Source organism: Stenotrophomonas sp. Ker107b (assembly GCF_053847245.1).
The window spans coordinates 1,036,964-1,063,359 of record NZ_JBSPHX010000002.1; the positions used below are offsets into that span (position 1 = coordinate 1,036,964).

The 26,396-nt window shown below is 67.1% G+C and carries 19 protein-coding genes; 12 read left to right on the forward strand and 7 right to left on the reverse strand.

What is annotated here, in order from left to right:
- Nucleotides 1-67: 67 nt before the first annotated feature.
- A complete protein-coding gene (folK, locus tag ACWV8V_RS14475) occupies nucleotides 68-559 on the forward strand; it encodes a 2-amino-4-hydroxy-6-hydroxymethyldihydropteridine diphosphokinase (RefSeq protein WP_259259098.1) in 492 nt (163 codons plus the stop codon).
- Nucleotides 560-586: 27 nt separating this feature from the next.
- Here folK and ACWV8V_RS14480 read toward each other — a convergent pair whose 3' ends face one another.
- A complete protein-coding gene (locus ACWV8V_RS14480) occupies nucleotides 587-1,324 on the reverse strand; it encodes a pteridine reductase (RefSeq protein WP_265308913.1) in 738 nt (245 codons plus the stop codon).
- A gap of 56 nt (nucleotides 1,325-1,380) precedes the next feature.
- Here ACWV8V_RS14480 and ACWV8V_RS14485 point away from each other — a divergent pair, with 56 nt between their 5' ends.
- Together ACWV8V_RS14485 and ACWV8V_RS14490 are read left to right on the forward strand one after the other, a co-directional pair.
- Nucleotides 1,381-2,565: a class I SAM-dependent methyltransferase gene (locus ACWV8V_RS14485; protein ID WP_455900048.1), complete on the forward strand. Its 1,185-nt coding sequence runs from the start codon at nucleotides 1,381-1,383 to the stop codon at nucleotides 2,563-2,565.
- A gap of 1 nt (nucleotide 2,566) precedes the next feature.
- Nucleotides 2,567-2,935 (forward strand): VanZ family protein, encoded by a 369-nt coding sequence (locus tag ACWV8V_RS14490; RefSeq protein ID WP_455900049.1) that lies wholly within the window; start codon nucleotides 2,567-2,569, stop codon nucleotides 2,933-2,935.
- Between the two features lie 65 nt (nucleotides 2,936-3,000).
- Here ACWV8V_RS14490 and ACWV8V_RS14495 read toward each other — a convergent pair whose 3' ends face one another.
- The 4 genes from ACWV8V_RS14495 to ACWV8V_RS14510 form a co-directional block, all read right to left on the reverse strand.
- Nucleotides 3,001-5,337 (reverse strand): family 20 glycosylhydrolase, encoded by a 2,337-nt coding sequence (locus ACWV8V_RS14495; RefSeq protein ID WP_455900050.1) that lies wholly within the window; start codon nucleotides 5,335-5,337, stop codon nucleotides 3,001-3,003.
- Nucleotides 5,338-5,431: 94 nt separating this feature from the next.
- Nucleotides 5,432-8,062, reverse strand: coding sequence for a TonB-dependent receptor (locus tag ACWV8V_RS14500; RefSeq protein WP_455900051.1), 2,631 nt, complete (start codon nucleotides 8,060-8,062; stop codon nucleotides 5,432-5,434).
- A 135-nt stretch (nucleotides 8,063-8,197) separates the two neighbouring features.
- Nucleotides 8,198-9,226 carry a glucokinase family protein gene (locus ACWV8V_RS14505; RefSeq protein WP_346468922.1) on the reverse strand — a complete coding sequence of 343 codons (1,029 nt, stop codon included), beginning with the start codon at nucleotides 9,224-9,226 and terminating at the stop codon, nucleotides 8,198-8,200.
- Nucleotides 9,227-9,379: 153 nt separating this feature from the next.
- Nucleotides 9,380-9,652, reverse strand: a complete 273-nt coding sequence (locus ACWV8V_RS14510; protein ID WP_455900134.1) for a hypothetical protein — start codon at nucleotides 9,650-9,652, stop codon at nucleotides 9,380-9,382.
- Between ACWV8V_RS14510 and ACWV8V_RS14515 the strand changes: the two genes are divergently transcribed.
- From ACWV8V_RS14515 to ACWV8V_RS14540, 6 genes are all read left to right on the forward strand, one after another.
- Nucleotides 9,594-10,886: a sugar MFS transporter gene (locus tag ACWV8V_RS14515; protein ID WP_455900052.1), complete on the forward strand. Its 1,293-nt coding sequence runs from the start codon at nucleotides 9,594-9,596 to the stop codon at nucleotides 10,884-10,886. The genes ACWV8V_RS14510 and ACWV8V_RS14515 overlap by 59 nt on opposite strands.
- Before the next feature lie 42 nt (nucleotides 10,887-10,928).
- Entirely contained in the window at nucleotides 10,929-11,996 is a 1,068-nt protein-coding gene (locus ACWV8V_RS14520) for a LacI family DNA-binding transcriptional regulator (protein ID WP_019186013.1), read from the forward strand.
- 6 nt (nucleotides 11,997-12,002) lie between these two features.
- The gene (locus tag ACWV8V_RS14525) at nucleotides 12,003-13,031 is read left to right on the forward strand and encodes an SIS domain-containing protein (RefSeq protein ID WP_259259108.1); all 1,029 of its coding nucleotides are present in this window, start codon (nucleotides 12,003-12,005) and stop codon (nucleotides 13,029-13,031) included.
- Nucleotides 13,031-14,179, forward strand: coding sequence for an N-acetylglucosamine-6-phosphate deacetylase (nagA, locus tag ACWV8V_RS14530; RefSeq protein ID WP_455900053.1), 1,149 nt, complete (start codon nucleotides 13,031-13,033; stop codon nucleotides 14,177-14,179). Before ACWV8V_RS14525 ends, nagA begins: the two co-directional genes overlap by 1 nt.
- On the forward strand, nucleotides 14,176-15,243 hold the full coding sequence (locus tag ACWV8V_RS14535) for an acyltransferase family protein (protein ID WP_455900054.1): 1,068 nt from the start codon (nucleotides 14,176-14,178) through the stop codon (nucleotides 15,241-15,243). Before nagA ends, ACWV8V_RS14535 begins: the two co-directional genes overlap by 4 nt.
- A 113-nt stretch (nucleotides 15,244-15,356) precedes the next feature.
- Nucleotides 15,357-18,350, forward strand: a complete 2,994-nt coding sequence (locus ACWV8V_RS14540; RefSeq protein ID WP_455900055.1) for an autotransporter family protein — start codon at nucleotides 15,357-15,359, stop codon at nucleotides 18,348-18,350.
- A gap of 22 nt (nucleotides 18,351-18,372) precedes the next feature.
- On the opposite strand, the gene ACWV8V_RS14545 is transcribed toward ACWV8V_RS14540, so the two are convergent.
- The gene (locus tag ACWV8V_RS14545; protein ID WP_455900056.1) at nucleotides 18,373-19,599 is read right to left on the reverse strand and encodes a multifunctional CCA addition/repair protein; all 1,227 of its coding nucleotides are present in this window, start codon (nucleotides 19,597-19,599) and stop codon (nucleotides 18,373-18,375) included.
- An 82-nt stretch (nucleotides 19,600-19,681) separates the two neighbouring features.
- Complete coding sequence (locus ACWV8V_RS14550; protein WP_455900057.1) at nucleotides 19,682-21,670, reverse strand: transglycosylase SLT domain-containing protein; 1,989 nt, start codon at nucleotides 21,668-21,670, stop codon at nucleotides 19,682-19,684.
- Between the two features lie 153 nt (nucleotides 21,671-21,823).
- Here ACWV8V_RS14550 and ACWV8V_RS14555 point away from each other — a divergent pair, with 153 nt between their 5' ends.
- From ACWV8V_RS14555 to ACWV8V_RS14565, 3 genes are all read left to right on the forward strand, one after another.
- Nucleotides 21,824-22,177, forward strand: a complete 354-nt coding sequence (locus ACWV8V_RS14555) for a hypothetical protein (protein ID WP_455900058.1) — start codon at nucleotides 21,824-21,826, stop codon at nucleotides 22,175-22,177.
- Between the two features lie 372 nt (nucleotides 22,178-22,549).
- On the forward strand, nucleotides 22,550-25,423 hold the full coding sequence (locus tag ACWV8V_RS14560) for a TonB-dependent receptor (protein WP_455900059.1): 2,874 nt from the start codon (nucleotides 22,550-22,552) through the stop codon (nucleotides 25,421-25,423).
- Between the two features lie 184 nt (nucleotides 25,424-25,607).
- Complete coding sequence (locus ACWV8V_RS14565; RefSeq protein WP_455900060.1) at nucleotides 25,608-26,234, forward strand: LysE family translocator; 627 nt, start codon at nucleotides 25,608-25,610, stop codon at nucleotides 26,232-26,234.
- The last annotated feature ends 162 nt before the right edge of the window (nucleotides 26,235-26,396 follow it).

Here is a 26,396-nt window from a genome sequence, read left to right on the forward strand (position 1 = left end):
TGCACCCCGATTCTATGCGCTGGCCCTGTTGGCCCCGTGTGGATTCGCCCCACGTACGCTGAATACCATGACCACTGCGCTCCTGAGCCTGGGCAGCAACCTGCAGCCGCAACAGCACCTTCACGCCGCGGTGGAGGCGCTGCGCGCGCGCTTCGGCGCGATCGCGGTCTCGCCGGCCTACCGCACCGCTGCGGTCGGCTTCGACGGGCCGGACTTCCTCAACAACGCCGTGGCGATCGAGACCGATCTGCCGCTGCAGACGCTGGATGACTGGCTGCACGCGCTGGAGGATGCCCACGGGCGTGACCGCAGCGGCCCGCGCTTCAGTGACCGCACGCTGGACATCGATGTGGTGTTCTACGGCGACCTGATCGTGGAAGGCCCCGGCCATCTGCGCATCCCGCGCCCGGAGCTCAAGCACGCGTTCGTGCTCAAGCCGCTGGCCGATATCGCGCCGGACTTCCGCGACCCGGTCAGCGGGCTGACCCTGGAGGCGCTGTGGCGCGCCCATCGGCAGTTCGGCGAGCCGTTCGACACGATGGAGCTGGTGCCCGGGTAATCAGGCGCCGGGTAGTGCAATCGGCGTTTACGACAACGTCCGCCCACCATCCACGCGCAGCGTGTGCCCGGTGACGAACGCGGCCTCGGTGGCCAGCCAGTACACCGCCTCGGCGATCTCCTCCACCGTGCCGGTGCGGGCCAGCGGCGTGCGCGCCAGCAGCGCCTGCCGGGCGAAATCGTCCTTGCCCTGTTCCGGCCACAGGATGGCCCCAGGGGCGACCGCGTTGACCCGCACCTTGGGCGCCAGTTCCAGCGCCAGCGAGCGGGTGACCATTTCCAGCGCGGCCTTGGCGGCCGCGTACACCGGGTGATCGCGCATCGGCTGGGTGCCGTGCAGATCGGTCAGGTTGACGATGCTGCCCTGCTGGCGGCGCAGGTGCGGCGCGGCGGCCTGGGCCAGCAGCAGCGGCGCGCGCGCATTGACCGCGAACAGGTCGTCCCACTGCGCGGCGGTGATCTGGCCGAGCAGGGTGGGGTAGAAGTTGGAGGCGTTGTTGACCAGCGTGTCCAGCCGGCCGAACTGGGCCACGGTCTGGTCGATCAGGTCGGGCAGGGCATCGGCATCGCGCAGATCCGCCTGCAGGGCCAGCACGCTGCCCGGCCGCAGCATGTCCATGTCGAAGGCCATCTGCTGCAGCTCGGTGGTGGAGGTGTGGGCATGCAGCACCACCGACCAGCCACAGGCGTGGAACTGGCGGGCGATGGCCGCGCCGATCCGGCGCGCGCTGCCGGTGATCAGCGCCACGGGCGCGGTATCGGTCATCGGGGGTACTCCCTGCTCAGGCTATGCTGTGCATTGTCACCGCAATCGCCCGCGCCATGCATTCCCCACTGCCCCCCCCCGAATCCGACGCCCTGGCCCACAGCGACGAGCTGGCTGCGGCGCTGCGCGCTGAAATCCTCGCCAACGGCGGTGCGATGCCGTTCTCCCGTTTCATGGAGCTGAGCCTGTATACCCCCGGTTGGGGCTATTACAGCGCCGGCGCCAGCAAGTTCGGTGCCGCCGGCGATTTCACCACCTCCCCGGAAATCGGCGCGCTGTTCGCCGCGACCCTGGCCAACGCGATCGCCCCGGTGATGCAGCAGCTCGGCCCGGAAGCGCGTTTCATGGAGGTCGGCGGCGGTAGCGGTGCGTTCGCCGAAGTGCTGCTCAAGCGCATGCTGGAACTGGACGCGCTTCCCGAGCGTTACGCCATCCTGGAGCCCAGCGCGGACCTGCGCGAGCGTCAGCGCGAGCGTCTGGAGAAGGCGCTGATCCCGCCGGTGTTCGCCCTGGTGGAGTGGCTGGACCGCCCGTTCGACGACGACTGGGACGGCATGGTCTTCGCCAATGAAGTGATCGATGCCTTGCCGACGCCGCGCTTTCTCGCGCGTGACGGCATGGTGTACGAGGAAACCGTCGAGCTGGATGCGCAGGGCGCCTTCGTGCGTGGCGCGCAGCCGGCCGATGCGATGCTCACGGCGGCGGTCCGGCACGTCGAGCGCTATCGCGAGCAGCCCTTCGCCGACGGTTACCGCTCCGAGCTGCTGCCGCAGCTGCCGTACTGGATCCAGGCGATTGCCGGCGGCCTGAAGCGCGGCGCGATGCTGTTCGTCGATTACGGCTACCCCCGCAACGAGTATTACCAGGACGACCGCGACGACGGCACGGTGCGCGCGTTCTATCGCCACCACGTGCACAATGATCTGTACCGCTGGCCGGGCCTGCAGGACCTGACCGCCTCGGTGGATTTCACCGCATTGGCCGAGTCGGGCACCGGTGCCGGATTCGAACTGGCCGGTTACTGCACGCAGGCCAGTTTCCTGCTCGGCAACGGACTGGATACGCTGCTGGAAAAAGCCGATGCGCGCACCGACGAGATCGGCCGCGTACGCCTGCGCGATCAGGTGAAAAAGCTGACGCTGCCGACCGAGATGGGCGAGCGCTTCCAGGTGATGGGCTTCCAGCGCGATGTCGATTTCGAAGCCGCCTTCGAACTCGGCGATCTGACCTGGCGTCTGTAAGGTGGCGGCGACACCCGTGTTGAAGCCGCTGCGCTGGCCGCGGTTCTGGCTGGCGCTGTGGTGGTTGGCGGTAATGGGCACCATCGTGGTCTGCCTGATCCCGCCGCCGCCGATCCCGTTGCCGGAGAACAGCGACAAGGTCGAGCACTTCCTCGCCTACTTCCTGCTGGCCGCATCCGCGGTGCAGATTTACCAGCGCCGCGCGGCGCTGATCTGGGCCGCAGTCGGCCTGGTCGCACTGGGGATCGGCATCGAATTCGCGCAGGGTGCCTTGACCGTCAACCGCATGGCCGACCCGATGGACGCGCTGGCCGGCATGGCGATCGTGTTCACCCCGTTGCGCGATCTGCTGGTGCGCCTGCGCGGTTGATGCGTGTGACGCCGGCGACGCACGATCGGTAGTGCCGGCCGCTGGCCGGCACCCCGGTGCCCCAATTACCGCGGCAACAGCGTCATCTCATCCAGCACCCACATCGTCGGCCGGGTATCGCCGGTGAAGCGCACGCACAGATTCTGGCTGCCCTTGAGCGAGCGCGGCAGCGCCGCCTCCAGTGTGATGAACCCATCGGCACCTGGTGCGGCCGGCAGCTTCACGCTGGCCAGCGGCTTGCCATCGCACTGGCCGCCGAGGATGTCCATTTCCCCATGCGCGCTGCGCTTGGGCGCGAAGCGCCGGTTCGGCTCATCATGGGCGAGCTGGAAGTAGTACGGGATCCGCCCGGCGCGAATGCGGACGCTGGCAATGCCGTCCACAGCCGCGTCCTTCCACAACCAGCACGGGTTGAAGATGTCCACGTTGAAGATCGCGCGCTCGCCATCGGCCGGTCCGTCATCTTCCAGGCGCAGCAGCAGCTGGCCGTCGCCCGGGCACTGCGCGAGATGTTCGTCGGTCCGCGACAGCAGCGACGCGACGGTGATGTCGAAGCGGCTGGCCGCCTTGGCCAGTGCCTGACCATTGAAGAACGTGGCGGCCTGCAGCGCCACCGGCAGCGGCTGCTGCAGCGGGGCGGTGTAGCGCGGTGACTGCGCGGTGACCGCGCTGCCGTCCACGCTGTAGTGGATGTCGTAGCCGAGTGGGGTGCGCAGGGCCAGCGTTGCGGTGCCGGCGCTGCGGTCGTCATGGCTGTCCAATTCCACCTGGAAGGGCGTCTGCGCATACGCGATGCCCATCGCCTGGTAACGCTGCAGCTGCGCTGGCAGGCGCGCCAGGAAATCCGCATAGTCGCGGCGCTCGCGCGGCGACCAGCCAGTCTCGGCCACGGCGGACAGGCGCGGGAACAGGTTGTGCTGCAGGCGTGCGTAGCTGCGCGTGTGTTCGGTGAACATGTTGGCCTGCAGGCCGAGGATGTGATGCTGCTTGTCCTTGGCCAGCGCGTCCGGCACCGGCTCGAAGCCGTACACGCGCGCCAGCGGAATCGCCGCCGGGCGGCCCGGCGGTTCGTTCGGCGAGTTGGTCTGCAGGTAGTCCATGTACATGTCGGTCACCGGCGACATGACCACGTCGTGGCCTTCGCTGGCGGCCTTGAGGCCGCCCTCGGTACCGCGCCAGGACATCACCGTGGCTTCCGGCGGCAGCCCGCCCTCGAGGATTTCATCCCAGCCGATCAGGCGCCGGTCGTGTTGTTCCAGGAAGGTCTCCAGGCGCTTGATGATGTGGCTCTGCATCTCCATCTCATCGCCGGCGCCCAGCTCGCGCATGCGTGCCTGCACCCGTGCGGAGGCCTCCCACTGGTCCTTGACCGCTTCGTCGCCACCCACGTGCACGTACGTGGCCGGGAACAACGCGATGACTTCTTCCAGCACGTTCTCGAGGAATTCGAGGGTGCTGTCTTCCGTGTTGAACAGGTTCGGGAACACGCCCCATTCGCTCAGCGGCTTGAGCGGGGTCTCGATCGTGCCGAGTTCCGGGTAGGCCGCGATCGCTGCGGTGGCGTGGCCGGGCACGTCGATTTCAGGAATGACCTGGATATGGCGCGCGGCGGCATACGCGATCACCTCGCGGATCTGGTCCTGCGTATAGAAGCCGCAGTACGGGCGCTCGGCACCGGTGACCGGATCGCGGCCGCCATCGCCGGCCGGAATGCGGCAGCTGCCGATGCCGGTCAGTTTCGGGTAGCGCTTGATCTCCATGCGCCAGCCCTGGTCATCGGTGAGATGCCAATGAAAGGTGTTGAGCTTCTGCTCGGCCATTGCATCCAGGACCTGCTTGATCTCATCCAGGCTCTGGAAGTGGCGGGCCGAATCCAGCATCAGGCCACGCCAGCTGAAACGGGGGGCATCGTCGATACGCAGCGCTGGAAGTTTGCCATCGCTGCCGCCGGTAAGCAGCTGCGAGAGCGTGGCCGCACCGTAGAACAGGCCGGCTTCGGTGGCGGCCTGCACGGTCGCGCCACGCGCGTCAGAACGCAGCTGGTAGCCTTCGGCGCCGGTCCTGAGCGCGGCATCGAGGATGAAGCGGATGCCGTCCTTGCCGCGCCCTTCGCCGACCGTCACCGCCGGGCCACCGCTGTCGCGCAGCAGGGTGGCGAACTGCGTGGCGACGCGCTGGGCGGCCTGGCCCTGTGCACGGACCGGCGTGGCGGCGGTCACGGTGTAGCCGGCGCCGTCGATGCGATCGACCTTGGCGGGCGCGGGGATCACCATCAGCGAACCGGGCAGGGCCTTCGGGCCAGCCGGTGCCTGTGCGTCGGCGGCCTGGGCCAGCGGTGCGAGGGAGAGTGCCAGTGCGAAGGACAGCAGCGACAGCGAGGTACGACGGGTGCGGGTGTGCATCGGGTCATTCCTTTGTAGCGAATCGGGTTCCACCTGTGAAAACGGGCCCGGAGATCCGGGCCCGTATCAGGCATTCAGCATAGTGCCAAGGCAATCAGAACTTGAAGTGCAGGGTCGCCATGTAGCGGCGGCCGCTCTTGTAACGCGAGGCCAGGTGATCCTTGTCGCCCAGGTACTGGAAGTACTCTTCATCGAGCAGGTTCTGGGCGTCGACGGTGACCGACCAGTTTTCGTTGAAGGTGTAGCCGAAGCTGGCGCCCAGCTCGGCGTAGTCGTCCACGCTGGCCGGTGCCGAGCCTGCGACGTAGCCGCCGGCCAGGTAGCTGTCACGCCAGTTGTAGGTCAGGCGGGCGTTGATCGGGCCCTTCTCGTAGTACGGGCTGAACGCGACCGAGTTGCGCGACTGGTAAGGCAGCGCATCGCCGGAGTTGTTCTCACCGTTGGCGTAGGTGTAGTTGGCGGTCAGGCCGAAGCCGCTCTCACCGAAGGGCTGCTGGTAGCTGAGGTTGAAGCCCTTGACGTGGCCGCTGCCGGCGTTGCGCGGACGCTGGATGCTGTAGTCGCAGTAGCCGTCGGCCGCACAGCCGTTGGTGCCCACGATGTTGGCCCAGGTGGCCGGCGAGGTATCGCGGATCGAGTTGTACTGGCGCTCGGTGACGGCGCTGGTATCGATGTAGTTGTCGATCTTCTTGTAGAACAGCGACCAGGCCACCACCGACTGCGGCGCGAAATAATACTCGGCCGACAGGTTGTAGTTCCAGGACTCATACGGCGACAGGGCTGCGTTGCCGCCACTGCCGGTGAGGGTGGTGTCGTTGAGGAAGGTGTTGTTCACCATCTGGTTGTACGGTGCCCAGGCGATGACCTTGCTGGCGCCGAAGCGGAACACCCAGTCGCTGTCGGTGTCGTAGACCAGGTTGACCGAGGGCAGCAGGAAGTCTTCCTTCTTGGTCTGGGTCTGCCACTTGCTGTCCAGATCGGTCAGGGTGGGGGTGCCGCCGTAGACGAAGCCGCTGCCGGCGGTCTTGGAGTCCACGTAGCGCACACCGACGTTGCCGCGCACCGGGCCGTTGGAGAAGTTCAACTGCGCGTAGGCGGCGTTGTTGGTCTGCTCCAGCGCCCAGCTGTTGTTGAGGTAGCTGGCCGGATCCGGGTTGGCGAAGTCCAGCGGGCTGCCCTTGACCCAGTTCAGCACGTTGTCGCGGCCGACCTGGACATGACGGCCCTGGCCATCGGCGAAGCCCTGGATGTCGGTCAACCCGATGGTGCCGACGTCGGCCAGGGTGCCCGGACGCACGCCGCCATACACGTTCAGATCGAAGCTCTCTTCATGCTTGCCGTGGCGCACGCCGAACTGCAGCTGGTTGAAGATGCTGTCGAACTGCACATTGAAGTCCAGCTGCGCGTAGGTGTCCTTGCTGTCGGTGGAGAAGATGCCGTTGTTGCCGAACCAGCCACCGGCCGAGCCCCAGTTGGCCGGGTTGCGGGCCGCATCGGGGTTGTCGAAGGTGATGCCGTTGTCCAGGTTCCAGCTGAAACCACCGTTGTAGAACGGTTCGATGAAGTACTGGGCCAGTTCCTTGTTCTCGGACTTGCTCTGGCCGGCCTGGCCGCTGATGCCCCAGCTCTCGCCTTTCCAGGCGCCGCGCAGATCCAGGCCCTTGGTGGTGACTTCCGATTCGCGCACGTTGTTGTCGTAGATCACCGTGCCGCTGTTGGCGGTGGCGCTGGCATTGGAGTGGCCGCTGTTGACCACGCCATTGCGCACATCGCCGAGCTGGTTCACTGCACCGACGGTGCCGGGATTCCAGGTCAGGAAGGAGTACATCGACTGGTTGTAGTTGTCGAAGTTCTCCTTGATGTACAGGCCGCTCAGGTTGAACTCGAGCTCGTCGGTGGGCTTGAACTGCAGATTGACTACGGCGCTGTCGCGCTTGCGGTCCTGCTGGAACCAGGCCGCATTGACCGAGTTGGGCACATCCGCGTTCGGGTCCACGCCCGGCGCATTGGTGAAGGTGGAGGCCTTGGCGTACCCGAATACTTCCATGCCCTGGCGGTCCACGCGCTCTTCATAGTGCTGCGCGGCCACGTTGATGCCGAAGGTTTCCTCGTCGTTCTTCCAGCTGTAGATCGCCGAGGCGTTCGGCTTGCCCTTGCTGGCCTGGTCGCTGTAGCTGTAGCCGATCGAAGCGGCCACTTCATTGGCGCGCATGTCCAGCGGCTGGCGGGTGTGCATCAGGATGGTGCCGCCCAGGCTGCCTTCGGTCAGACGTGCTTCGGAGGACTTGATGACCTCCATGCGGCCCAGGATCAGCGGCGAGAGCAGGGTGTAGTCGAAGCCGCGGTTGGGCTGTTCGCCGTACAGCCAGATCGCCTGCGCCACCGGATGGCCATCCAGGAAGGACAGGTTGAGGCTGGGGTCGGTGCCATCGATGCTGACCCGCTCACCCTGGCCGAAGCGACGGTCCAGCGAGATGCCTGGCAGCTGCGAGAGCGCCTCGGCCACATTGGTGCTGGGGAACTTGCCGATGTCCTCGGCGGTGATCGCCTCGGAGATGGTGACGTTGTTGCGCTTGGTATCCAGCGACTTTTCCAGGCTCGCGCGGATGCCGACGACGCTGACCGTATCCAGGTCGGTGGGGGTGGTCGAGGTTTCCTGCGCCTGCGCGCCGAACACCAGACAGCTGAAAATGGCTGCCGAAAGCAGACTCTTGCGGTGGTTCATGATGTCTCTCCTCATCAATCCGATGGTTCGCCGGCGACGGCGTGTCTTCTTGCGTCTGGTACGACTTTGCCGCGCGCCCTGAACGGGGTGCGCCATGGGTGCTACGTACTGCGTATTGCCTTGCCCTGTGCGCCGTCAGGCGTTCGGGTGGTCCCTCTGTCCCAGGTACCAGCTGGCGGCGCCGATGACGCCCAGCTGCCCGTGCTCGACCACCTTCACGGGAATACGTTCCAGCGCCTCGCGCATCGGCCCCTTGTTGAGGTACCGCTCGACGAAGGTGCTGTTCAACAGGAAATCGCGGATCTGCGGCAGGATGCCGCCGGCCAGGTAGACCCCACCGGTGACGCCGTACTGCAGCGCCATGTCGCCGATCGTGCTGCCGAGCAGGCCGCAGAACACCTCCAGGCTCTGCTTCGCGAGCGGGTCGTGGTCGGCCATGGCAGCGGCGGTGATCGCATCGGGCGTGGTCAGCGTCGGCGCTTGGCCGTTCAACGCGCACAGAGCGCGGTACAGATTCATCAGGCCGGGGCCGGACAGCGCCTGCTCGACCGAGACATGCGACCGGTCGCGCAGCATCTGCCGCACGATCGCCATTTCCAGTTCGGTGGTGGTGGCCAGGGTCGGCTGGCCGGCTTCGGTGGCCAGGACCACCGCGCCATGCGCGGTCGGGATCCACACCGCCGCGCCGAGGCCGGTGCCGGGGCCGACCACCAGGGTCGGGCCGCGCGGGGCGGTGGCCGGGCCGGTCAGCTGCAGCACGCCGCTGGCATCGACCTGGGCGGCGGCATAGGCCACCGCCTCGAAGTCATTGACGATGTACACCTGGTCCAGGCCGACCTCACGCTCGATCTGCCGCGCCGACAGCGGCCAGGGCAGGTTGGCGGTGATCACCGTGCCGTCTTCACGTGCATAGCCCGCAGTGGCGACCACGCAGTGCGCCGGGCGTGGGCCATCGGCCAGGAAGTCGGACAGGATCGCGCTGAGGCCGGCGTAATCCGCATTGCGGAATTTGCGGTAGTCCAGCAGCTCCACCGGATGGGCCGGATCGGCGCTGGCCTGGACCCGGCCAACCCGGACATGCGTGCCACCCACGTCGGCGGCCAGGAACGGCGGCGTCGCGGCGGGCGGGGCATGGGCCGGTACAGCGTGGGCGGCGTTGGTCACACGGACTCCATCGGTTGGGCATGGCCAGGGCTGGCCCGGCGATTGAGGCGGAGTCTGTAATCGTTCTGACAACGATGTCAACGATAACCTCGGACTTTCGATGCTGCGCCGCAACGGGCCATGCCGCAGGAAAACGTTTTCACCCAACGGCCGTCATGTTTTTGCAAACGGCTTGGAAACAGGCGTCCAGCTCCCGTCCGGCGAGCCATACCGGGTTTTTGCGCAGATGCAGCACGCGGTTTTCACCGGACGCCCGTCAAACCAGTTGTTGACAAACCCGGCAGCGGCGACGAATAAATGTGACAACGTTGTTCCCAGCCACTCTTCCGACGCCGCATCGCGCGCCGTCGATGCAGGAGCCTTCTTGATGTCTGCCGTGCCTGCTGCCTCCGCGCGTTCGAGCGTGCTTACCTCGATCCTGATCATCGGCGTGCTGTTCTTCCTGATCGGCTTCTTCACCTGGCTCAACGGCCCGCTGATCACCTTCGTCAAACTGGCCTTCGAGCTGGACGAGGTCGGCGCCTTCCTGGTGCTGATGGTCTTCTACCTGTCGTATTTCTTCCTCGCCCTGCCGGCCTCGTGGATTCTCAAGCGCACCGGCATGAAGAAAGGCTTGAGCCTGAGCCTGCTGGTGATGGCGGCCGGCGCGGTGGTGTTCGCGCACTTTGCCCAGCAGCGCTGGTACCCGGGCGCGCTCAGTGGCCTGTTCGTGATCGGCAGCGGGTTGGCCCTGCTGCAGACAGCGGTCAACCCGTACATCAGCATCCTCGGCCCGATCGAGACCGCGGCCCGGCGCATCGCGCTGATGGGCATCTGCAACAAGATCGCCGGCATGCTGGCCCCGGTGCTGATCGGCACGCTGGTGCTGCATGGCATCGGCGATCTGGACGCCCAGGTGAAGGTCGCCGATGCGGCTGCCAAGACGGTGCTGCTCAATGACTTCGCCGCCAAGATCCAGCTGCCGTACATGGCCATGGCCGGGCTGCTGGTGGTGCTCGCGGTCGCGGTGCTGTTCTCGCCGCTGCCCGAGCTGAAGACCGCTGAAGCCAATGCTACGCCGGCCCGCGCGCCCGGGGTGGCCGAGCGCACCAGCATCTTCCAGTTCCCGCACCTGTGGCTGGGCGTGCTGTGCCTGTTCGTGTACGTCGGCGTGGAAGTGATGGCCGGCGATGCGATCGGCACTTACGGCCACGGCTTCGACCTGCCGTTGGACCAGACCAAGATGTTCACCTCGATCACCCTGGCATTCATGCTGTCGGGTTACGTGGTGGGCCTGGCGCTGATTCCGCACCTGGTGACGCAATCGCGCTACCTGAGCATTTCGGCAGTGCTGGGCGTGCTGTTCTGCATCGGCGCGCTGCTGACCCGCGGCTATGTCTCGGTAGGCTTCGTGGCCGCGCTGGGCTTTGCCAACGCGATGATGTGGCCGGCGATCTTCCCGCTGGCGATCCGCGGCCTGGGCCGCTTCACCGAGACCGGCTCGGCGCTGCTGGTGATGGCCATCGCCGGTGGCGCGATCATTCCCCAGCTGTTTGCCGTGCTCAAGCAGCACTTCGACTTCCAGTGGGTGTTCGCCGGCCTGATGGTGCCCTGCTACCTGTACATCCTGTTCTATTCGATGCGCGGCCACCGGGTCGGGCTGTCCCGCGACGGGCAGTGATCGGCGATCATGGACGCTCAACCGGTCAGCCAGGGAAAAACGATGCGTAGAGCGACCATCAAGGATGTCGCCGAACGGGCCAAGGTATCGCTGAAGACAGTCTCGCGGGTCATCAACAACGAGCCGTCGGTGATGCAGGCCACCCGTGCACGGGTGCTGCGCGCGATCGCCGAGCTGGACTACGAGCCCGATCCGGCCGCGCGCAACCTGCGCACCGGCACCACGCTGGTGGTCGGGCTGGTCTACGACAACCCCAACCCGTACCACATCATCGGCGTGCAGAACGGCGTGCTTGCCGCGTGCCGCGAGACCGGGTTCGGCTTGCAGATCCATCCCTGCGATTCCAGCTCGCCGATGCTCGCCGAGGAACTGGCCGACTGGGTGCAGCGTTCGCGCTTGGCCGGGCTGGTGCTGACCGCGCCGATGTCCGAGCGCAAGGATCTGGTGGCCGCGCTCACCGCCCGCGGGATCAAACTGGTGCGCATCATCGCCGCCACCGCCGATCCGGAGGACGGCGCCTGTGTGTTCGTCGACGACCGCGAGGCCGCCTACGAGATCACCGAGCACCTGATCCAGCTGGGCCACCAGCGGATCGGCTTCCTCTGGGGCGGCACCTCGCACCGCTCCAGCGGTGAGCGCTATGCCGGCTATGAAGCGGCGCTGCGCGACTACGGCATGACAATCGACAAGCACCTGGTGGTGCAGGGCGATTACACCTTCGATGATGGCTTCCGCGGCGCGCGCCGCCTGCTGGCGCTGCGCGAACCGCCCACCGCGATCTTCGGTTCCAACGATGAGATCGCCGCCGGCGTGCTCGCGGCCGCCAAATCCACCGGCATGAACGTGCCCTACGACCTGTCCATCGCCGGTTTCGAGGACAGTCCGTTCTCGCGCCAGTCCTGGCCGCCGCTGACCACCGCCAAGCAGGCCACCGAAGACATCGCCCGGCATGCCGCGCGCCTGCTGATCGCGCAGCTGCGTAGCGATGCCTACGACGACGCGCCGCTGCAGCTGCAGAACCAGGGCTTCGTGCCGCAGCTGGTCGTGCGTGGTTCCACCGCGCCGATGCGCCCGCAGGGTGCACGGCTTCCCTCTCCTGAAACGACCTGAGTTCCCATGTCCCTGCCTGCCCCCCACGACACCCTGATGTACCGCGAAGCCGCCGAGGCTGCCGATGTGATCGCCGCGCAGTTCGCGCGCAACCAGGTGGCCGTGGAGACGCTGGCCGCCAGCCTGCGCGCGGCACCGCCGCCGTTCGTGGTGACCTGCGCGCGCGGCAGTTCCGACCACGCCGCCACCTATGCCAAGTACCTGCTGGAAACGCGCCTCGGGCTGGTCACCGCCTCGGCGTCGCCCTCGGTGGGCTCGGTCTACGAAGCACCCCTGAAGCTGCGCGGCGCGCTGTACATCGTGATCTCGCAGTCGGGCAAGAGCCCGGACCTGCTGCGCAATGCCGAGGCCGCGCGTGCGGCCGGTGCACGCGTGGTGGCGCTGGTGAATGTCGAGGATTCGCCGCTGGCGCAGCTGGCCGAGACGGTCATCCCGCTCGGCGCCGGTGCCGAGCGCAGCGTGGCGGCGACCAAGAGCTACCTGGCCTCGCTGTCGGCGATCCTGCAGCTGGTGGCGTACTGGACCCAGGATGTGGGGCTGATCGCCTCGCTGCGCGCGCTGCCCGATGCGCTGCGCGAGGCCTGGAACAGCGACTGGTCGTCGCTGACGGATGGCCTGGTGCCGGCCCACAATCTGTTCGTGCTCGGCCGTGGCCTCGGCCTGGCGGCGGCGCAGGAAGCGGCGCTGAAGTTCAAGGAAACCTGTGGCCTGCACGCCGAGGCCTACAGCTCGGCCGAGGTCAAGCACGGCCCGATGGCGCTGGTCGGCCCGGGCTTCCCGGTGCTGGCCTTCGCCCAGCCGGATGAAACCGGCGCCGGCACCCGCGCGGTGCTGAGCGAGTTCGCCGCGCGCGATGCGCAGGTGTGGCTGGCCGATGTCGGTGGGGATCTGCCGCTGCCGGTCGCGCCCCACCCGGCGTGCGCGCCGCTGCTGACCATCCAGAGCTTCTACCGCGCGATCAATGCGCTGGCGCTGCGCCGTGGCCACAACCCGGACCTGCCGCCGCATCTGAACAAGGTGACGGAAACCGTCTGATGAAAACCGTTCTGCGCAATGCCCGCATCCTGGCCGGCGACGACTTCCGCGACGACCTGGCGATCGTGATCGAAAGCGGCCGGATCACCGCGCTCATCTCCGATGCCGCGCCCATGCTCGGCCAGGCCGATGAGCAGGTGGACCTGGGCGGCGGCTGGTTGCTGCCCGGCTTCATCGATGCGCAGGTCAATGGCGGTGGCGGCGTGCTGTTCAACAACAGCCCGGATGTCGCCACGCTGCGCACGCTGGCCCAGGCGCACCGCCGCTTCGGCACCACCGGTCTGCTGCCGACTCTGATCAGCGACGACGTGCAGGTGATGCGCGCGGCCATCACCGCGACCCGCCAGGCGATCAGCGAGGGCGTGCCAGGCGTACTCGGCATCCATCTGGAAGGCCCGTACATCGCCCCGGCGCGCAAGGGCACGCATGACGCGAACAAGTTCCGCGTGCCCGATGCCGCCGAGATTGCCTTGGCCGCCTCGCTGGACAACGGCGTCACCCTGCTCACGCTGGCGCCCGAGCGGGTGCCGCTGGAGAGCATCCGCGCGCTGGTGGAACGCGGCGTGGTGGTGGCGGCAGGTCATACCGCCGCCAGTTACGAAGAGGCGCGTGCCGGCCTGGAGGCCGGTATCCGCGGCTTCACCCATCTGTACAACGCGATGTCACCGCTGACCGGGCGCGAGCCGGGCGCGGTCGGCGCTGCACTGGAAGACCGCGACAGCTGGGTCGGCATCATTGCCGACGGTGTGCATGTGCACCCGGCCAGCCTGCGTGTGGCGCTGGCGACCAAGCCGCGCGGCAAGGTCATGCTGGTCACCGATGCGATGCCGCCGGTGGGTGCGGCAGACCCAAGTTACGAACTGTACGGCGAGGTCATCACTGCGGTGGACGGGGTGGTGCGCAATGCTGCCGGCTCGCTGGCCGGCTCGGCGCTGGACATGGCCACGGCGGTGCGCAACAGCGTGCAGCTGCTGGGCGTGTCGTTGGCCGAAGCGGCGCGCATGGCGTCGACCTATCCTGCGCAGTTCCTGAATCTGGATGACCGCTACGGGCACATCGCCGAGGGCCATCATGCCGATCTGGTGCTGCTCGATGACGCGCTGCAGGTGCGCAGCACCTGGATCGCCGGGCAGCGCGAAGACGTATGAGTGCCGCGCCGTCGGGGCGGATGGGGTCGATCGATGCACTGCGCGGCCTGACCGTCGCGGCGATGCTGCTGGTCAACAACCCCGGCGACTGGAGCCATGTCTACGCGCCGCTGCTGCACGCGGACTGGCATGGCTTCACCCCGACCGACCTGATCTTCCCGCTGTTCCTGTTCATCGCAGGCGTCTCGATGGCCTTCAGCCTGGCCCCGCGCGCGGGCGAGCGGGCCACGCGTCCGGCGCTGGTGCGTGGGGTACTGCAACGCGCGCTGCGCATCCTGATCGCCGGCGCGCTGCTGCACCTGATGGCGTGGTGGCTGTTCGAGCTGCCCGCGTATCGCCTGTGGGGCGTGCTGCAGCGGATCGCCCTGTGCGTGGCGGTGGTCGGTGTGCTGGCGGTCTACACACAGGCGCGGACGCAATGGGTGGTGATCATGGGATTGCTGGCGGCCTATGCGGGCATCCTTCTTTCTGCCCATTCGCTGGCGCCATGGGTCAATCCAGCCAGCCGCCTGGATACCGCGCTGTTCGCCCCGTTCCTCTATAAGTACTCCGCGCTCACCGGCCTGGGTCATGATCCGGAAGGCCTGCTGAGCAGCCTCGGGGCGATTGCCACTACGTTGCTCGGTCTGCGCGCGGGTGCGTGGCTGCGTGCCGGCCAATCGGTCCGCCTGGCCACCCTGGCGCTGGCCTGTCTGGCCGTCGGTGGTCTGGCCACGCTGTGGCTGCCCCTGAACAAACAGCTCTGGACGCCGAGCTTCGTGCTCTGGACCGGTGGCCTGTCCGTGGTCGCGCTGCTGCTGGCGCACCTGTTGATCGACTGCTGGGGTATGCCCGCACTGGGCCGCCGCTTCGGGGTGAATGCAATCGCCGCTTACCTTGGGTCCTCGGCAATGGCGCTGGTCCTGGGCGCGACAGGCGTCTGGGCTTGGGCGTTCCATGCACTGGAGCCTGTGGTACCGCAGGCTCCGATGTTGGCCTCGCTGATGTGTGCGGTGGGCTTCGTCGCGCTCTGGTGGGGCGTTGTGTGGGTGCTGGATCGCCGGCGCCTCTACCTGAAGATATGAAGGCATCGGTTTTTTACCTTCGCATCACGGCGGCACAGTAAAAGTACCTACGCCGGTCATCCGTAAAAGCACTGGGCCGTTGCTGTCCCCCTTCTGCTGAACAGGAAAGGTACATGCGCCAGACGCTTGTTTGGCCGGCACGACCGTTGCTGGCTGTCCAGATATCGCACCTGCTGCAGGTCGGCCGACGAAGTGCGCTGGGCACTGTGTTGATTGCCGGGGCCTTCCCGGCCTGGGCGGGGTGTGACAACCCAGTGCCGACCACTGGCCAGACCGTGACCTGCTCCAACCAGCTGCCCAATCCAGACACGGTGCCGGTTACGGGGGCGGCGGGCAGCACCAATATCACCATCAACGTCCTCGGCAATGCACAGCTCGCACCGACCAGCGGCACGGCGATCACGTTGCAGCCGGGCGGCGGTGGTCATCTGATCACCAACGACGGCAGCATCATCGCGGTGGCCGGGCGTGGCCTGCAGCTGGATGCCGCCTCCACCGTGATCAATCGTGGGGTGATCAGCGGCAGTACGGGCGGCATCGTATTCGGCGTTGGCAATGATCGGCTGGACATGCTGGCCGGCAGCATCCGCGGTGGTGTCGCGCAGGGCGCCGGCAACGACACCCTGGTGGTACGCGGTGGTGTCATCGACAGCGTCGACCAGGGCGATGGTGTTGACGTGATGGAGATCAGTGGCGGCACCATCACCGGCGCGGTGCAGCAGGGCGGTGGCCAGGATGTGTTCGTGATGACCGGCGGCACCATCGGTGCGCTGCTGCAGGGTGATGGCACTGACCGTTTCCGCATGACCGGCGGCCAGATCATCGGCGGCTTCGACGACGGCGACTATGCCGAGATGACCGGCGGGCGCATCGGCCGGGTCAACATGAAGCTGGAGAACAACACCTTCGACATGTCCGGTGGCACGATCGAGGGCAACCTTGTCACCGGCTTCGGCAACGACACCATCATCCTCTCCGAAGGCTACATCGGCGGCAACATCAGCGTCAGCGGTGGCGATGATTCCATCACCATCACCGGCGGCACGGTGCGCGGTGAGATCCGCGCCAGCACCGGCAACGATCGGCTGGACTGGTCCGGTGGCGGGGTGGTGTACGGCACGGTGGACATGGGCGAGGGCAATGACGTCGCCACGCTGTCCAACCTCAACAACAGCCATCTCGGCGCGATTCCGCTGTTCACCGGTGGGCTTGGCACCGATCTGCTCACGATGAACAACGTCAAGACCAGCGGTGTCTCGCGCTTCACCGGCTGGGAGCAGATCAACCTGCGCCAGGACAGCCAGCTGACGTTCGATGGCGATCTGGTGCTGTCCGACGTCACCACCAGCGGCGGTACGCTGGACGTCGACAGCACCAGCACGGTGTTTGCCGGTGGCCTCAATGCCAACGTGCGCACGTTCACTGCCGGCCAGCAGGTCAATGTGATCAATGCCGGCCGTATCGATCTGAGCAACGGCAGCAACGGCCCGGGCGATGCGTTCACCATCGCAGGCAATTACGTCGGCAACAACGGCGGGGTGTACCTGCAGTCGGTGCTGGCCGGTGACGGCGCGCCGTCGGATCGACTGGTGATCTCCAATGGTGTGGCCAGCGGCAGCACTGGGCTGGGCATCCTCAATGCCGGTGGCGGTGGGGCGGCGACGCAGGCGGACGGCATTCTGGTGGTGCAGTCGATCAACGGCGCCAGTACCACGCAGAACGCGTTCGCGCTCTATAACCCCATCACGGCCGGCGCATTCGAGTACTTCCTGTTCAAGGGCGGCGTCAGTGCGGGCAGCGGTGAAAACTGGTACCTGCGCTCGACCCTGGTGGCGGGCGTCTCACCCGCGCCGTCGCCGGCGCCGCCGGGGGTGCCCACGGTGACACCGTCGCCGCCACCGCCGGAGAATGCCGGTGCACCACCGCCCGCGCTGACGCCGCCACCGTCACCGGATCTGCCGGAGAACCCGGATCCGCTGGCGCCGGAACCGGCCCCCCCACCGCCGCCGCCCGAACCGGCGCCGGTGACGCCCCCGCAAACCGATACGCCACCGCCGGTGCCGACCACGCCAGCCGCCGTGCCGGGTCCGCTGGCCGTGCCGCCGACACCCGGTGCTGTGCCGGCCGAAGGCGACATCGTTCCGTTGTACCGCGTGGAGGCGGCCACCTACGCGGTGGTGCCGCCGCTGCTGCGTGAGACCAGCCTGCTCAGCCTGGGCACCTTCCACGAGCGCCAAGGCGAGCAGCGCCTGCTGGCCGGGCAGGGCGGGTTCCGCGCGGCGTGGGCGCGAATGATCGGGCAGAGCCATGAGCAGCATTGGGAAGGCGATGCCAAGCCCAGCTTCGACGGTGACATCCAAGGCATCCAGGCCGGTGTGGATCTGTACGCAACGGCCGATGATCACGCGCGCAATCAGTTCGGTGTGTTCGTCGGACGTACCCGCGCGCAGGGCAACGTCAACGGCTTCGCGATCGGCTGGGACAACGTGGCGGTGGGCCGCACGCGCCTGGATGACAAACATGTCGGTCTGTACTGGACCCGCGTGGGCAGTGCCGGCGGTTACCTGGACGCCGTGGTCATGCAGAGCCGCTATGACGGCAATGCGTGGTCGGCGCGCGGCCTTGGGATCGATCTGCGCGGCGATGGCACCACGGCGTCACTGGAGGTCGGCAAGCCCCTGCTGCAGCTCGGGCAGTCCGCCTGGTGGCTGGAGCCGCAGGCCCAGGTGATCTGGCAGCGCAGTGCCCTGGATGACAGCGCGGACCGCATCTCCACGATCAGCTACGACAACGAAGACGCCTGGACCGGCCGCGTCGGCCTGCGCCTGGCAGCCGACTACAACCTCGCCGGCAATGGCTGGCAGCCGTACCTCAAAGTGAATTACTGGCAGACCTTCGATGGCGAGGATCGCATCACGTTCGGCACCAATGCCCTGACCAATCAGCAGGCCGCCCGCGCGCTGGAAGTCGGTGTCGGTGTGGTCGCGCGCTTCAATGCCAATGTCAGTGCGTTTGCGGTGGCCGATTACACGCGCGATCTGGAAAGCAGCGATCAGAAGGAGCGCAAGAGCATCGAGGGGAACATCGGCGTGCGGTTTGATTGGTGATGTTGCGACGGGCTGGCATCGATCAGCGCGTACGCACCGCGCTGATCGCCTTCACCCGCGCTTTGGCCAGCGCCTCACCCACCGCCGGCCCCTTCAATCCGCTCAGATCCAGATCGCGCGCCTGCACCGCCAGCGCCGCCTGGTGCAGGCGTTTGAGCGTTTCACCCTGCGGATAGTCGCTGTCCTCGAAGCCGAGCCGGCCGCGCTTGTCGGCTTCGCAGCACAGCGCGATCTGCGCGATGCGCTCGGGACGGCGGAACCCATCGCAGCGGCCGAGCAGTTCCAGCACGGTGGCATCGCGCAGTTCGTCGATGCGGTGCACGTTGAGATGATCTCGGCAGACCGCTTCGGCCAGTTGGCGGTGATCGACCGGGACCTTCAGGCGTTCGGCCAACCCACGCAGCGGGGCGACGCCGCGCTGCTCATGCATGATGTGACGCGGCCATTCGGCCGGCGGGGTCAGGCCTTTGCCGAGGTCGTGGGTCAGCGCGGCAAAGCCGATCAGGTCATCGCCGGGGGCCAGCTGTGCGGCCATGTCGCTCACCATTTCCTGGTGCACGCCGGTATCGACTTCTGGATGGAACTCCGCACGCTGGGGTACGCCGTACAGTGCCTCCAGTTCCGGCAGGATCGCGCCAAGCGCACGCGCGTCATGCAACGTGCGCAGGAAGGCGGACGGCCGCGCCGAGGCGAGCGCGCGACGCAGCTCCTGCCAGACGCGCTCAGGCACCAGCGCATCGAGCTCGCCACTGGCGGCGACCTCCCGCATCAGCGCCATCGTCTCGTCGGCCACGGTGAAGCCCAGCGGTGCGAAGCGCGCCATGAAGCGGGCCGCGCGCAGCACCCGCAGGGGATCTTCGACGAAGGCCGGGCCGACGTGGCGCAGCACGCGCTGCTGGATATCACGCACGCCGCCATACGGATCCACCAACGCACCGGTGGCTTCATCGCAGGCGATCGCGTTGATGGTGAAATCGCGACGCTGCAGGTCCTCCTCCAGCGTCACCGCGGGATCGGCATCGACCACGAAGCCGCGGTAGCCGCGGCCGGACTTGCGCTCGGTGCGGGCCAGGGCGTATTCCTCACCGGTGTCGGGATGCAGGAACACCGGGAAATCGCGGCCCACGGCCTTGTACCCCTGCGCTTCCATCTGCGCCTGGGTAGCCCCGACCACGACCCAGTCACGGTCGCCGGGAGCATGCTGCAAGAGGCGGTCGCGCACGGCGCCGCCAACCAGATAGATTTTCATGTGCCCATGATGCCGCAGTGGACCAAGGCCACGCCAACCGGTTGTGCGGATTCTGCGGCGCCGGCTGGCATGCCGGCGCCGGTCAATCCCCGCCCTTGTCAGCGTTGGCCGCGCAGGCGAAGGTCTTGCGCTTGACCTGCAGGCGGCCGTTCATGCGGTCGGTCACCGGCAGCGCGTCACCGTTCAAGCGCCAGTCGTAGATCACGCTGAAGGCCAGAATACGAGCGACGTACTCGCGGGTTTCCTTGTAGCTGATCGTTTCGATCCAGATGTCCGGATCGAAGCCTGGGCGCTGCGACTGCCAGCGGGCGGTCGGGGTCGGGCCGGCGTTGTAGGCGGCGATGGTGACATAGGGCAGACCGTCGTACTTGTTCATCAGCTGGCGCAGGTACGCCGTGCCGATGGCGATGTTGGTATCGGCGTCGTACAGGCTCGCGGCACCCCCGTAGTTGGTCAGACCGATGGACTTGGCCACCGCCGCACCGGTGGCGGGCAGGACCTGCATCAGGCCCATGGCGTTGGCCGGTGAGCGGGCCTTCGGGTTGAAGATGCTCTCGGCGCGGATTTCCGCGGCCACCCAGGCCGGATCGATGGCATTGCGTGCGGACTCGCGGCGGATGCTGTCGTCGTGGTGCAGCGGGAAGCGCAGCGAATACAGGCGCTGCTCGTCCGGGGTCTTGCCGAGCGAGAACACCGCACGGTCGAACCAGCCGTTGTCGCGGGCGACTTCCACGGCAAGGCGACGCTGCGTGTTGTCGTAGCGGCTCAGGGCGTCGTTCCACTCGGCCACGGCCCAGCCCGCCCGTTCGATCTTGAACAGTTCCATCGCGCGCACGATCGCCGGGTCGCGCGCGACCGCCGCCTGCGCCTGGGCGCTGTCGTTGGGTTCCCACGGGCACAGCGTGTAGTTCTGGCCGAGCTGGTCGGCGGCCAGGAAACCATGGAAGGTGGCCGCACGGGCGGCCTCACGGAAGGCGGCCTGCGCTTCGCTGCGTTTGCCGGTCTTGTCCAGCATGCGCGCTTCGAAATAGCGCCAGCGCGAATCGGCGCGCTGGGTCGGGCCCATCTTGCGGATCGCGGTCAGTGCGGCTGGCCAGTCGCCGCGCGACAGCGCTTCGCGCGCACGCCATTCGTGCAGGCGCTCGTCGTACGCCGATTCGGGCACCGCATTGAGGCGACGGGCGGACTCGGGACCGTACGAGGCCACCGTCCACAGCGCGATCTGGTACAGCACCTGCGCGCGCTGCGCGGCGCTCAGCTGCAGGGCGTCGGCGTACTGCGGCAACTGCTGTTCGGTGGCCCCGGGATCGGCCTTGGCCAGCTTGGCCAGGCCATCGGTGGCGATGCGCCGGCTGCGCTCATTGCGTGGCCAGTTCAGCGCGCTGGCGTTGGGCTTGTCGACGAAGGCGGCATACGTGTTGGCCAGGGTCAGATCGGCCGCGGGTAGCCCGCGCGCCGCACTGCGCATCACCGCAGGCTGCTGCTCATCGGCCGCCGCGTCGATACGTGCCCAGCGCAGGTCGGCGCTCAGCCCACCCTTGGCATCAAGCACGGCAAAGACCGGGTCACAGGCATCGGGCAGCGACTTGCCGGTGCTGCGCCAGATCGCCTGCGCCTCGCTGACCCACTGCGCATCGGCTTTGCCGGTGGCCTGGCGCGCGTTGAGCTGTGCACAGCGCAGCCCAGCGTTGGAGGTGTCGGTCCAGTTGGCCAGCAGCGTCGGCCAATCCTGGCGTCGCGCCACCGCGGGCAGCCACACGTTGCGGAAGCTGGTGGCCACGGCCTGGCCGTTGTAGCGCTTCAGGAAGTCCTGGGCCTGCGTATTGCTGACGGTGTCGATGTTGCGCCGCAGGTTCGCGAATTCGACCCAGCCATACAGCGGGTGCCGGCTCAATGCGGCCGCCTGGGCCGGGTCGAACTGGCCGCGCTCGGCGTTGTCGATGACGGCTTTGAGCTGCGCGCGCTGCGCATCCAGGTTCTGGGCATCGGCCACCGGGCTGACGCCGGTGCAGGCCAGCAGGACGGTTGCGCTGAAGAAATACAGGGGAAGTCGAGTCATGCGGGAAAGCATAACGGCGCGGGGTGAAAGGGAGTGAGGGCAAGCCGACTCGAGGATGAACAGCGGCCGCGCCGAGCGGCGTCCGGAAATGCAGACCAGATCACAGACCACAACGCGCGCCGAGGCTGGAATGGATACGCGGCATCGTGCCGCACGGAGGATCCCATGCAGCTCAGGACCGTGTGGTTGTTCGGGACGTTGACGACCCTTGGGCTCGCGGTGCCCCTGCCGGGCCAGGCCGAGGGCCTTGTCGAATGCAACAACTGTGCATCCCCGGAGCAGGTCGCGCTTGCCAGCGGCCCCGGGGTGACCGTTGTGGTGGACTTCGAGCAGGGGGCGCTGCATGGATTCGAGGTGACCCAGGCCACCGGCGAGGCAGGTGGCCAAGCGATCCCCATCCAGATACCTCCTTCGATCGAAGCCGCGTTCCTGCGGAACGTGGCGGCGGTGATGGATGCCGAGCAGGGAGAGCGCGACGCCCAACGCCTCCGTCAACCGCCTCCTGAGAAAAAAGAGTGAGCCCGCGGCGGAAGCAGCAGCGTGTGGGGTCACCGCATTTCAGCCGATCACCACGCGCAGGACGTCACGCAGATCCCGTTTTTTTCGACGTTCCAGGGCAGGTCTATCGCGCGGTTTCCCGTTGATGCAGTCCTGCCCGGTTGGCGAGATGCCTGGCCGCCAGTGCCTTCAGAAACAAGGCGTTCGCGGCAGCGCACGGCCGATCCATGCAACACACGCCGCCTGGTTTCGCGCAGTTGGCTTTGTCGATTCCACGTGAAAGAGTGTCGGCCGTCACGTCGGCCTGTTTACCGTTTGTTTACAAAGGAGACACTGCCGCCATGCAGGGGGGGCGCGGCAGCCCAGCCCGACATTCCTTTGGAGAGAGAGCGAATGAACAACCTGCATTACCGCCCGCTGGCGGTTGCCGTATCCGTGTGCCTGCTGTTGGCTGTGCCGGTCCTGGCCAGCGCGCAGGACGCGCCCCGCAGTACGACCGATCTGGACCGGGTGGAAGTGACCGGCAGCCGCATCAAGCGGGCCGAGGTGGAAGGGCAGGTGCCGATCCAGACCCTGACCCGTACCGAGATCGAACGCACCGGCCTGACCTCGATCGGCGATGTGCTGCAGCAACTGACCGGCTCCGGTTCGGCGCTCAATGCGAAGTTCAATTCGTCAGGCAACTTCGGCTTCCCACCCGATGGCAGCGGTGTGGGCGCGGGCTCGGCCCAGGTCGATCTGCGGCACCTGGGCGCCAAGCGCGTGCTGGTGCTGGTCGACGGCATCCGCTGGGTCAACGAATCCTCCGCCTCCGGCGTGGGCGCGGCGACAGACTTGAACACCATCCCGCTGGCCATCGTCGAGCGCATCGAAGTACTCGAAGACGGCGCTTCGTCGCTGTACGGCTCCGACGCCATCGCCGGTGTGGTCAACATCATCACCCGCCGCGAATTCGACGGCGCGCAGGTGACGATGAACTATGGCGAGTACACCAAGGGCGACGGCACCCAGAAGGGCGTGGACCTGGCGTGGGGCACCAGTGGCGACCGCTACAGCCTGTTCCTGGGTGCGAGCTGGACCAAGCAGGACCCGGTGTATGCGCGCGATCGCGAGCAGTCGCGCTTCCCGATTCCGGGCACCGGGCTGGCCTTCGGCAGTGGTGGCATTCCGCAGGGGCGGTTCGCCTTCGTGGACCCCAACACCGGCGCCAGCCAGAACATCGTGCCCAACACCGGCGTGAGCAATCCTCGCTATGACGGCACTGCCGGTTGCAACCGCAGCGACGACTACCACTGCTTCACCTCGGCCGACCGCTTCAACTTCGCCGAGTACAACCTGGTGCTCACCCCGTCCGAGCGGAAGGGCATCTTCGGCCAGTTCCGTTTCGACCTCACCGATGACATCCAGTGGTACATCAAGGCACTGGGCAACCGCCGCGAGTCCACCAATCAGGCCGGCCCCGAGCCGCTGTTCTTCGGCCCGGACGGCGCCACCGGCAACCCGCTGGCGGACAACATCGTGGTCTCCGCGCTCAACCCCTACAACCCGTTCGGCTTCGATCTGGATGCCTCGAGCAACATGAGCCTGATCGGTCGCCGCCCGGTGGAAGGCGGCCCGCGCGTGTTCGAGCAGGAGGTCAATACCCAGTACTTCGCCACCGGGCTGGTCGGCCAGTTCCAGGCGGCGGACCGCAGCTGGTTCTGGGACCTCAACGGCATGTACAGCAAGAACAAGGCCGAGCAGACCAACTACGGCAGCTACGACATCTACAAGGTCAACATGGCGCTGGGGGATCCGGCCATCTGCGCGGCCACGCCGGGCTGCGTACCGCTGAACATCTTCGGTGGGGTCGGCTCGATCACCCCGGACATGCTGCGCTGGATCCAGCCGGTGGTCCGTGACCGCAGCCAGAACGAGCTGAGCCTGTTCACCGCCAACCTGAGCAGCGAGCTGTTCACCCTGCCGGCCGGCCCGGTCTCGTTCGCCACCGGCTATGAGTACCGCAAGTACGAGGGCCGCTACGATCCGGATCCGCTGACGGTGATCGGCCACTACAACGGCGTGCCGTCACTGCCCACCTCCGGTTCCTACGATGTCAACGAGGCCTACCTGGAGCTGAGCGTGCCGATCTTCGCCAAGAGCGCGCTCGGCGAGAAGCTCGACCTGAGCCTGGCCGGGCGCTACTCGGACTACTCCACCTTCGGCGGCGAGTTCACCCCGAAATACGGCCTGCGCTGGCAGGTGACCAATGACTTCGTGCTGCGCACCAGTTATGCCGAAGGCTTCCGCGCGCCCTCGATCGGCGAGTTGTACGGCTCGGCTGCGCGTGCCGACCTGCAGCTGTTCGACCCCTGCTCGGTCGGGCTGGGCGGCACCCCGCCGCGCGGCAGCGCGGCCAACTGTGCGGCGCTTGGCGTGCCGGGCGGCTTCCAGCAGGCCAACTCGCAGATATCGGTCACCACCGGCGGCAACGCGGAACTGGATCCGGAGCGTTCGCGCAGCTTCAGTGCCGGCTTCGTGTGGAGTCCGTGGTTTGGCAGCAATGCGTCGTGGTCGGAGCGCTTCGATGTCGAGGTGACGTTCTACCGCCACCACATCGAAGGCGCGATCCAGGCGATCAACGCGCAGACCCAGCTCGACCTGTGCGTGGACACGCTGGACCCGCTGTACTGCAGTGGCATCACGCGCGCCTCGACCGGTGCGGTCAGCAGCTTCAACAACCGCCTGACCAACCTGGGCTCGATCAAGACCGATGGCTGGGACGTGGACCTGTTCTGGACCCTGCCGCAGACGGAGGTCGGCCAGTTCAAGCTCGGTTGGCAGAACACCTTCGTCGGCCGCTATGAGGCACTGGGCGCGGCCGGCCAGCGGCAGCCACAGGAGCCGGGGGTGGAAGTGGCCGACAGCTCGATCCCGGAGTGGACCAGCAATGCCACGCTGAGCTGGACTCTGGCCAACTGGAATGCCTCCTGGACGGTGCGCCACATCTCCAAGCTCACCGAGGAGTGTGGCGACGTGGCCGCGTTCCCGATCTGCGGCAATCAGGCCGAGGGGACGAACGAACTGGCCGCGACCACCTTCCACGACATGCAGGTGGGCTACAAGGTTGACTGGATGAAGGGGCTGCAGCTCAGTGCCGGCCTCAACAACGTGTTCGACAAGGATCCGCCGATCTGCCTGTCGTGCTCGCTCAATGGCTACGACGCCTCCACCTACGACATCCCGCGCGGGCGCTACTGGTACGTGCGCGCGGACCTGCGGTTCTGATCGCGGGCTGATGCGGGCGTGACATACCGGGGCGCCATGAGGGCGCCCCGGTGCGTTTCGGGCGGACAACCTGGTTGCGAGGACCGGCCATCTCGCGAGTCCGGCCTGCCGATGCTGTTTCCGTCAGGCATCATTGCGGTGCTGGCCAGCGGCCGGCACTACCTCTCTCTTGAACAGCATTGCCATGAACCTGCATACCTGGTGGATCTTCGCCGTCACCGTGTTCGTCCTGTGCGGTACGCCCGGCCCGAACATGCTGCACGTGATGACCCGCAGCGTGCGCGTCGGCTTCCGCCGCAGTATCGCCGCCATGGCCGGCTGCCTGACCGCCCTGGTACTGGCCCTGGCGATCTCCGCCGCCGGGCTGGGCGCGGTGCTCAAGGCCTCGCCGATGGTGTTCGACGTGCTGCGCTACGCGGGTGTGGCGTACCTGGTGTACCTGGGGATCAAGGCCTGGCGCGGCGGCGACGCGCCGATCGACGTGGGCAGCACCACCGCGCTTGTGCCCAGCTCGCGCATTGTGCTGTTCCGCGATGGTTTCATCATCGGCATCAGCAACCCGAAGCTGCTGCTGTTCGCCTCGGCGTTCCTGCCGCAGTTCGTCGATCTCACCCAGCCGCAGCTGCCGCAGTTCGTGATCCTGGTGGGCACCTTCGCGGTGATGGAGATGTTCTGGTACGCGGTGTACGCCGCCGGCGGCCGCGGGCTGGCCGGTCATCTGGCCAAGCCGGGGCTGCGCAAAGTGTTTGATCGCGTGGTGGGTACGATCTTCATCGGGTTCGGGTTGGCGCTGCTGCGCGCACGGCCGTGATGGTCTGGCGCTGGTGCTGCGCGCACGACGTTGATGGTAGTGCCGGCCGCTGGCCGGCAACCAGGCAGGACTTTCATCGTTCATGAGGCTGCCGGCCAGCGGCCGGCACTACCGGGGCCCGGCCAGGCGCCGCCGCGCATCCATTGCGCATCGTGCAAAACG

What these genes read in the sequence shown, in the direction of transcription:
- folK (WP_259259098.1), top strand. Translation starts at nt 68, where the DNA reads ATGACCACTGCGCTCCTGAGCCTGGGCAGCAACCTGCAGCCGCAACAG.
- ACWV8V_RS14480 (WP_265308913.1), bottom strand. Translation starts at nt 1,324, where the DNA reads ATGACCGATACCGCGCCCGTGGCGCTGATCACCGGCAGCGCGCGCCGG.
- ACWV8V_RS14485 (WP_455900048.1), top strand. Translation starts at nt 1,381, where the DNA reads ATGCATTCCCCACTGCCCCCCCCCGAATCCGACGCCCTGGCCCACAGC.
- ACWV8V_RS14495 (WP_455900050.1), bottom strand. Translation starts at nt 5,337, where the DNA reads ATGCACACCCGCACCCGTCGTACCTCGCTGTCGCTGCTGTCCTTCGCA.
- ACWV8V_RS14500 (WP_455900051.1), bottom strand. Translation starts at nt 8,062, where the DNA reads ATGAACCACCGCAAGAGTCTGCTTTCGGCAGCCATTTTCAGCTGTCTG.
- ACWV8V_RS14515 (WP_455900052.1), top strand. Translation starts at nt 9,594, where the DNA reads ATGTCTGCCGTGCCTGCTGCCTCCGCGCGTTCGAGCGTGCTTACCTCG.
- ACWV8V_RS14510 (WP_455900134.1), bottom strand. Translation starts at nt 9,652, where the DNA reads ATGATCAGGATCGAGGTAAGCACGCTCGAACGCGCGGAGGCAGCAGGC.
- ACWV8V_RS14520 (WP_019186013.1), top strand. Translation starts at nt 10,929, where the DNA reads ATGCGTAGAGCGACCATCAAGGATGTCGCCGAACGGGCCAAGGTATCG.
- ACWV8V_RS14525 (WP_259259108.1), top strand. Translation starts at nt 12,003, where the DNA reads ATGTCCCTGCCTGCCCCCCACGACACCCTGATGTACCGCGAAGCCGCC.
- nagA (WP_455900053.1), top strand. Translation starts at nt 13,031, where the DNA reads ATGAAAACCGTTCTGCGCAATGCCCGCATCCTGGCCGGCGACGACTTC.
- ACWV8V_RS14535 (WP_455900054.1), top strand. Translation starts at nt 14,176, where the DNA reads ATGAGTGCCGCGCCGTCGGGGCGGATGGGGTCGATCGATGCACTGCGC.
- ACWV8V_RS14540 (WP_455900055.1), top strand. Translation starts at nt 15,357, where the DNA reads ATGCGCCAGACGCTTGTTTGGCCGGCACGACCGTTGCTGGCTGTCCAG.
- ACWV8V_RS14545 (WP_455900056.1), bottom strand. Translation starts at nt 19,599, where the DNA reads ATGAAAATCTATCTGGTTGGCGGCGCCGTGCGCGACCGCCTCTTGCAG.
- ACWV8V_RS14550 (WP_455900057.1), bottom strand. Translation starts at nt 21,670, where the DNA reads ATGCTTTCCCGCATGACTCGACTTCCCCTGTATTTCTTCAGCGCAACC.
- ACWV8V_RS14555 (WP_455900058.1), top strand. Translation starts at nt 21,824, where the DNA reads ATGCAGCTCAGGACCGTGTGGTTGTTCGGGACGTTGACGACCCTTGGG.
- ACWV8V_RS14560 (WP_455900059.1), top strand. Translation starts at nt 22,550, where the DNA reads ATGAACAACCTGCATTACCGCCCGCTGGCGGTTGCCGTATCCGTGTGC.
- ACWV8V_RS14565 (WP_455900060.1), top strand. Translation starts at nt 25,608, where the DNA reads ATGAACCTGCATACCTGGTGGATCTTCGCCGTCACCGTGTTCGTCCTG.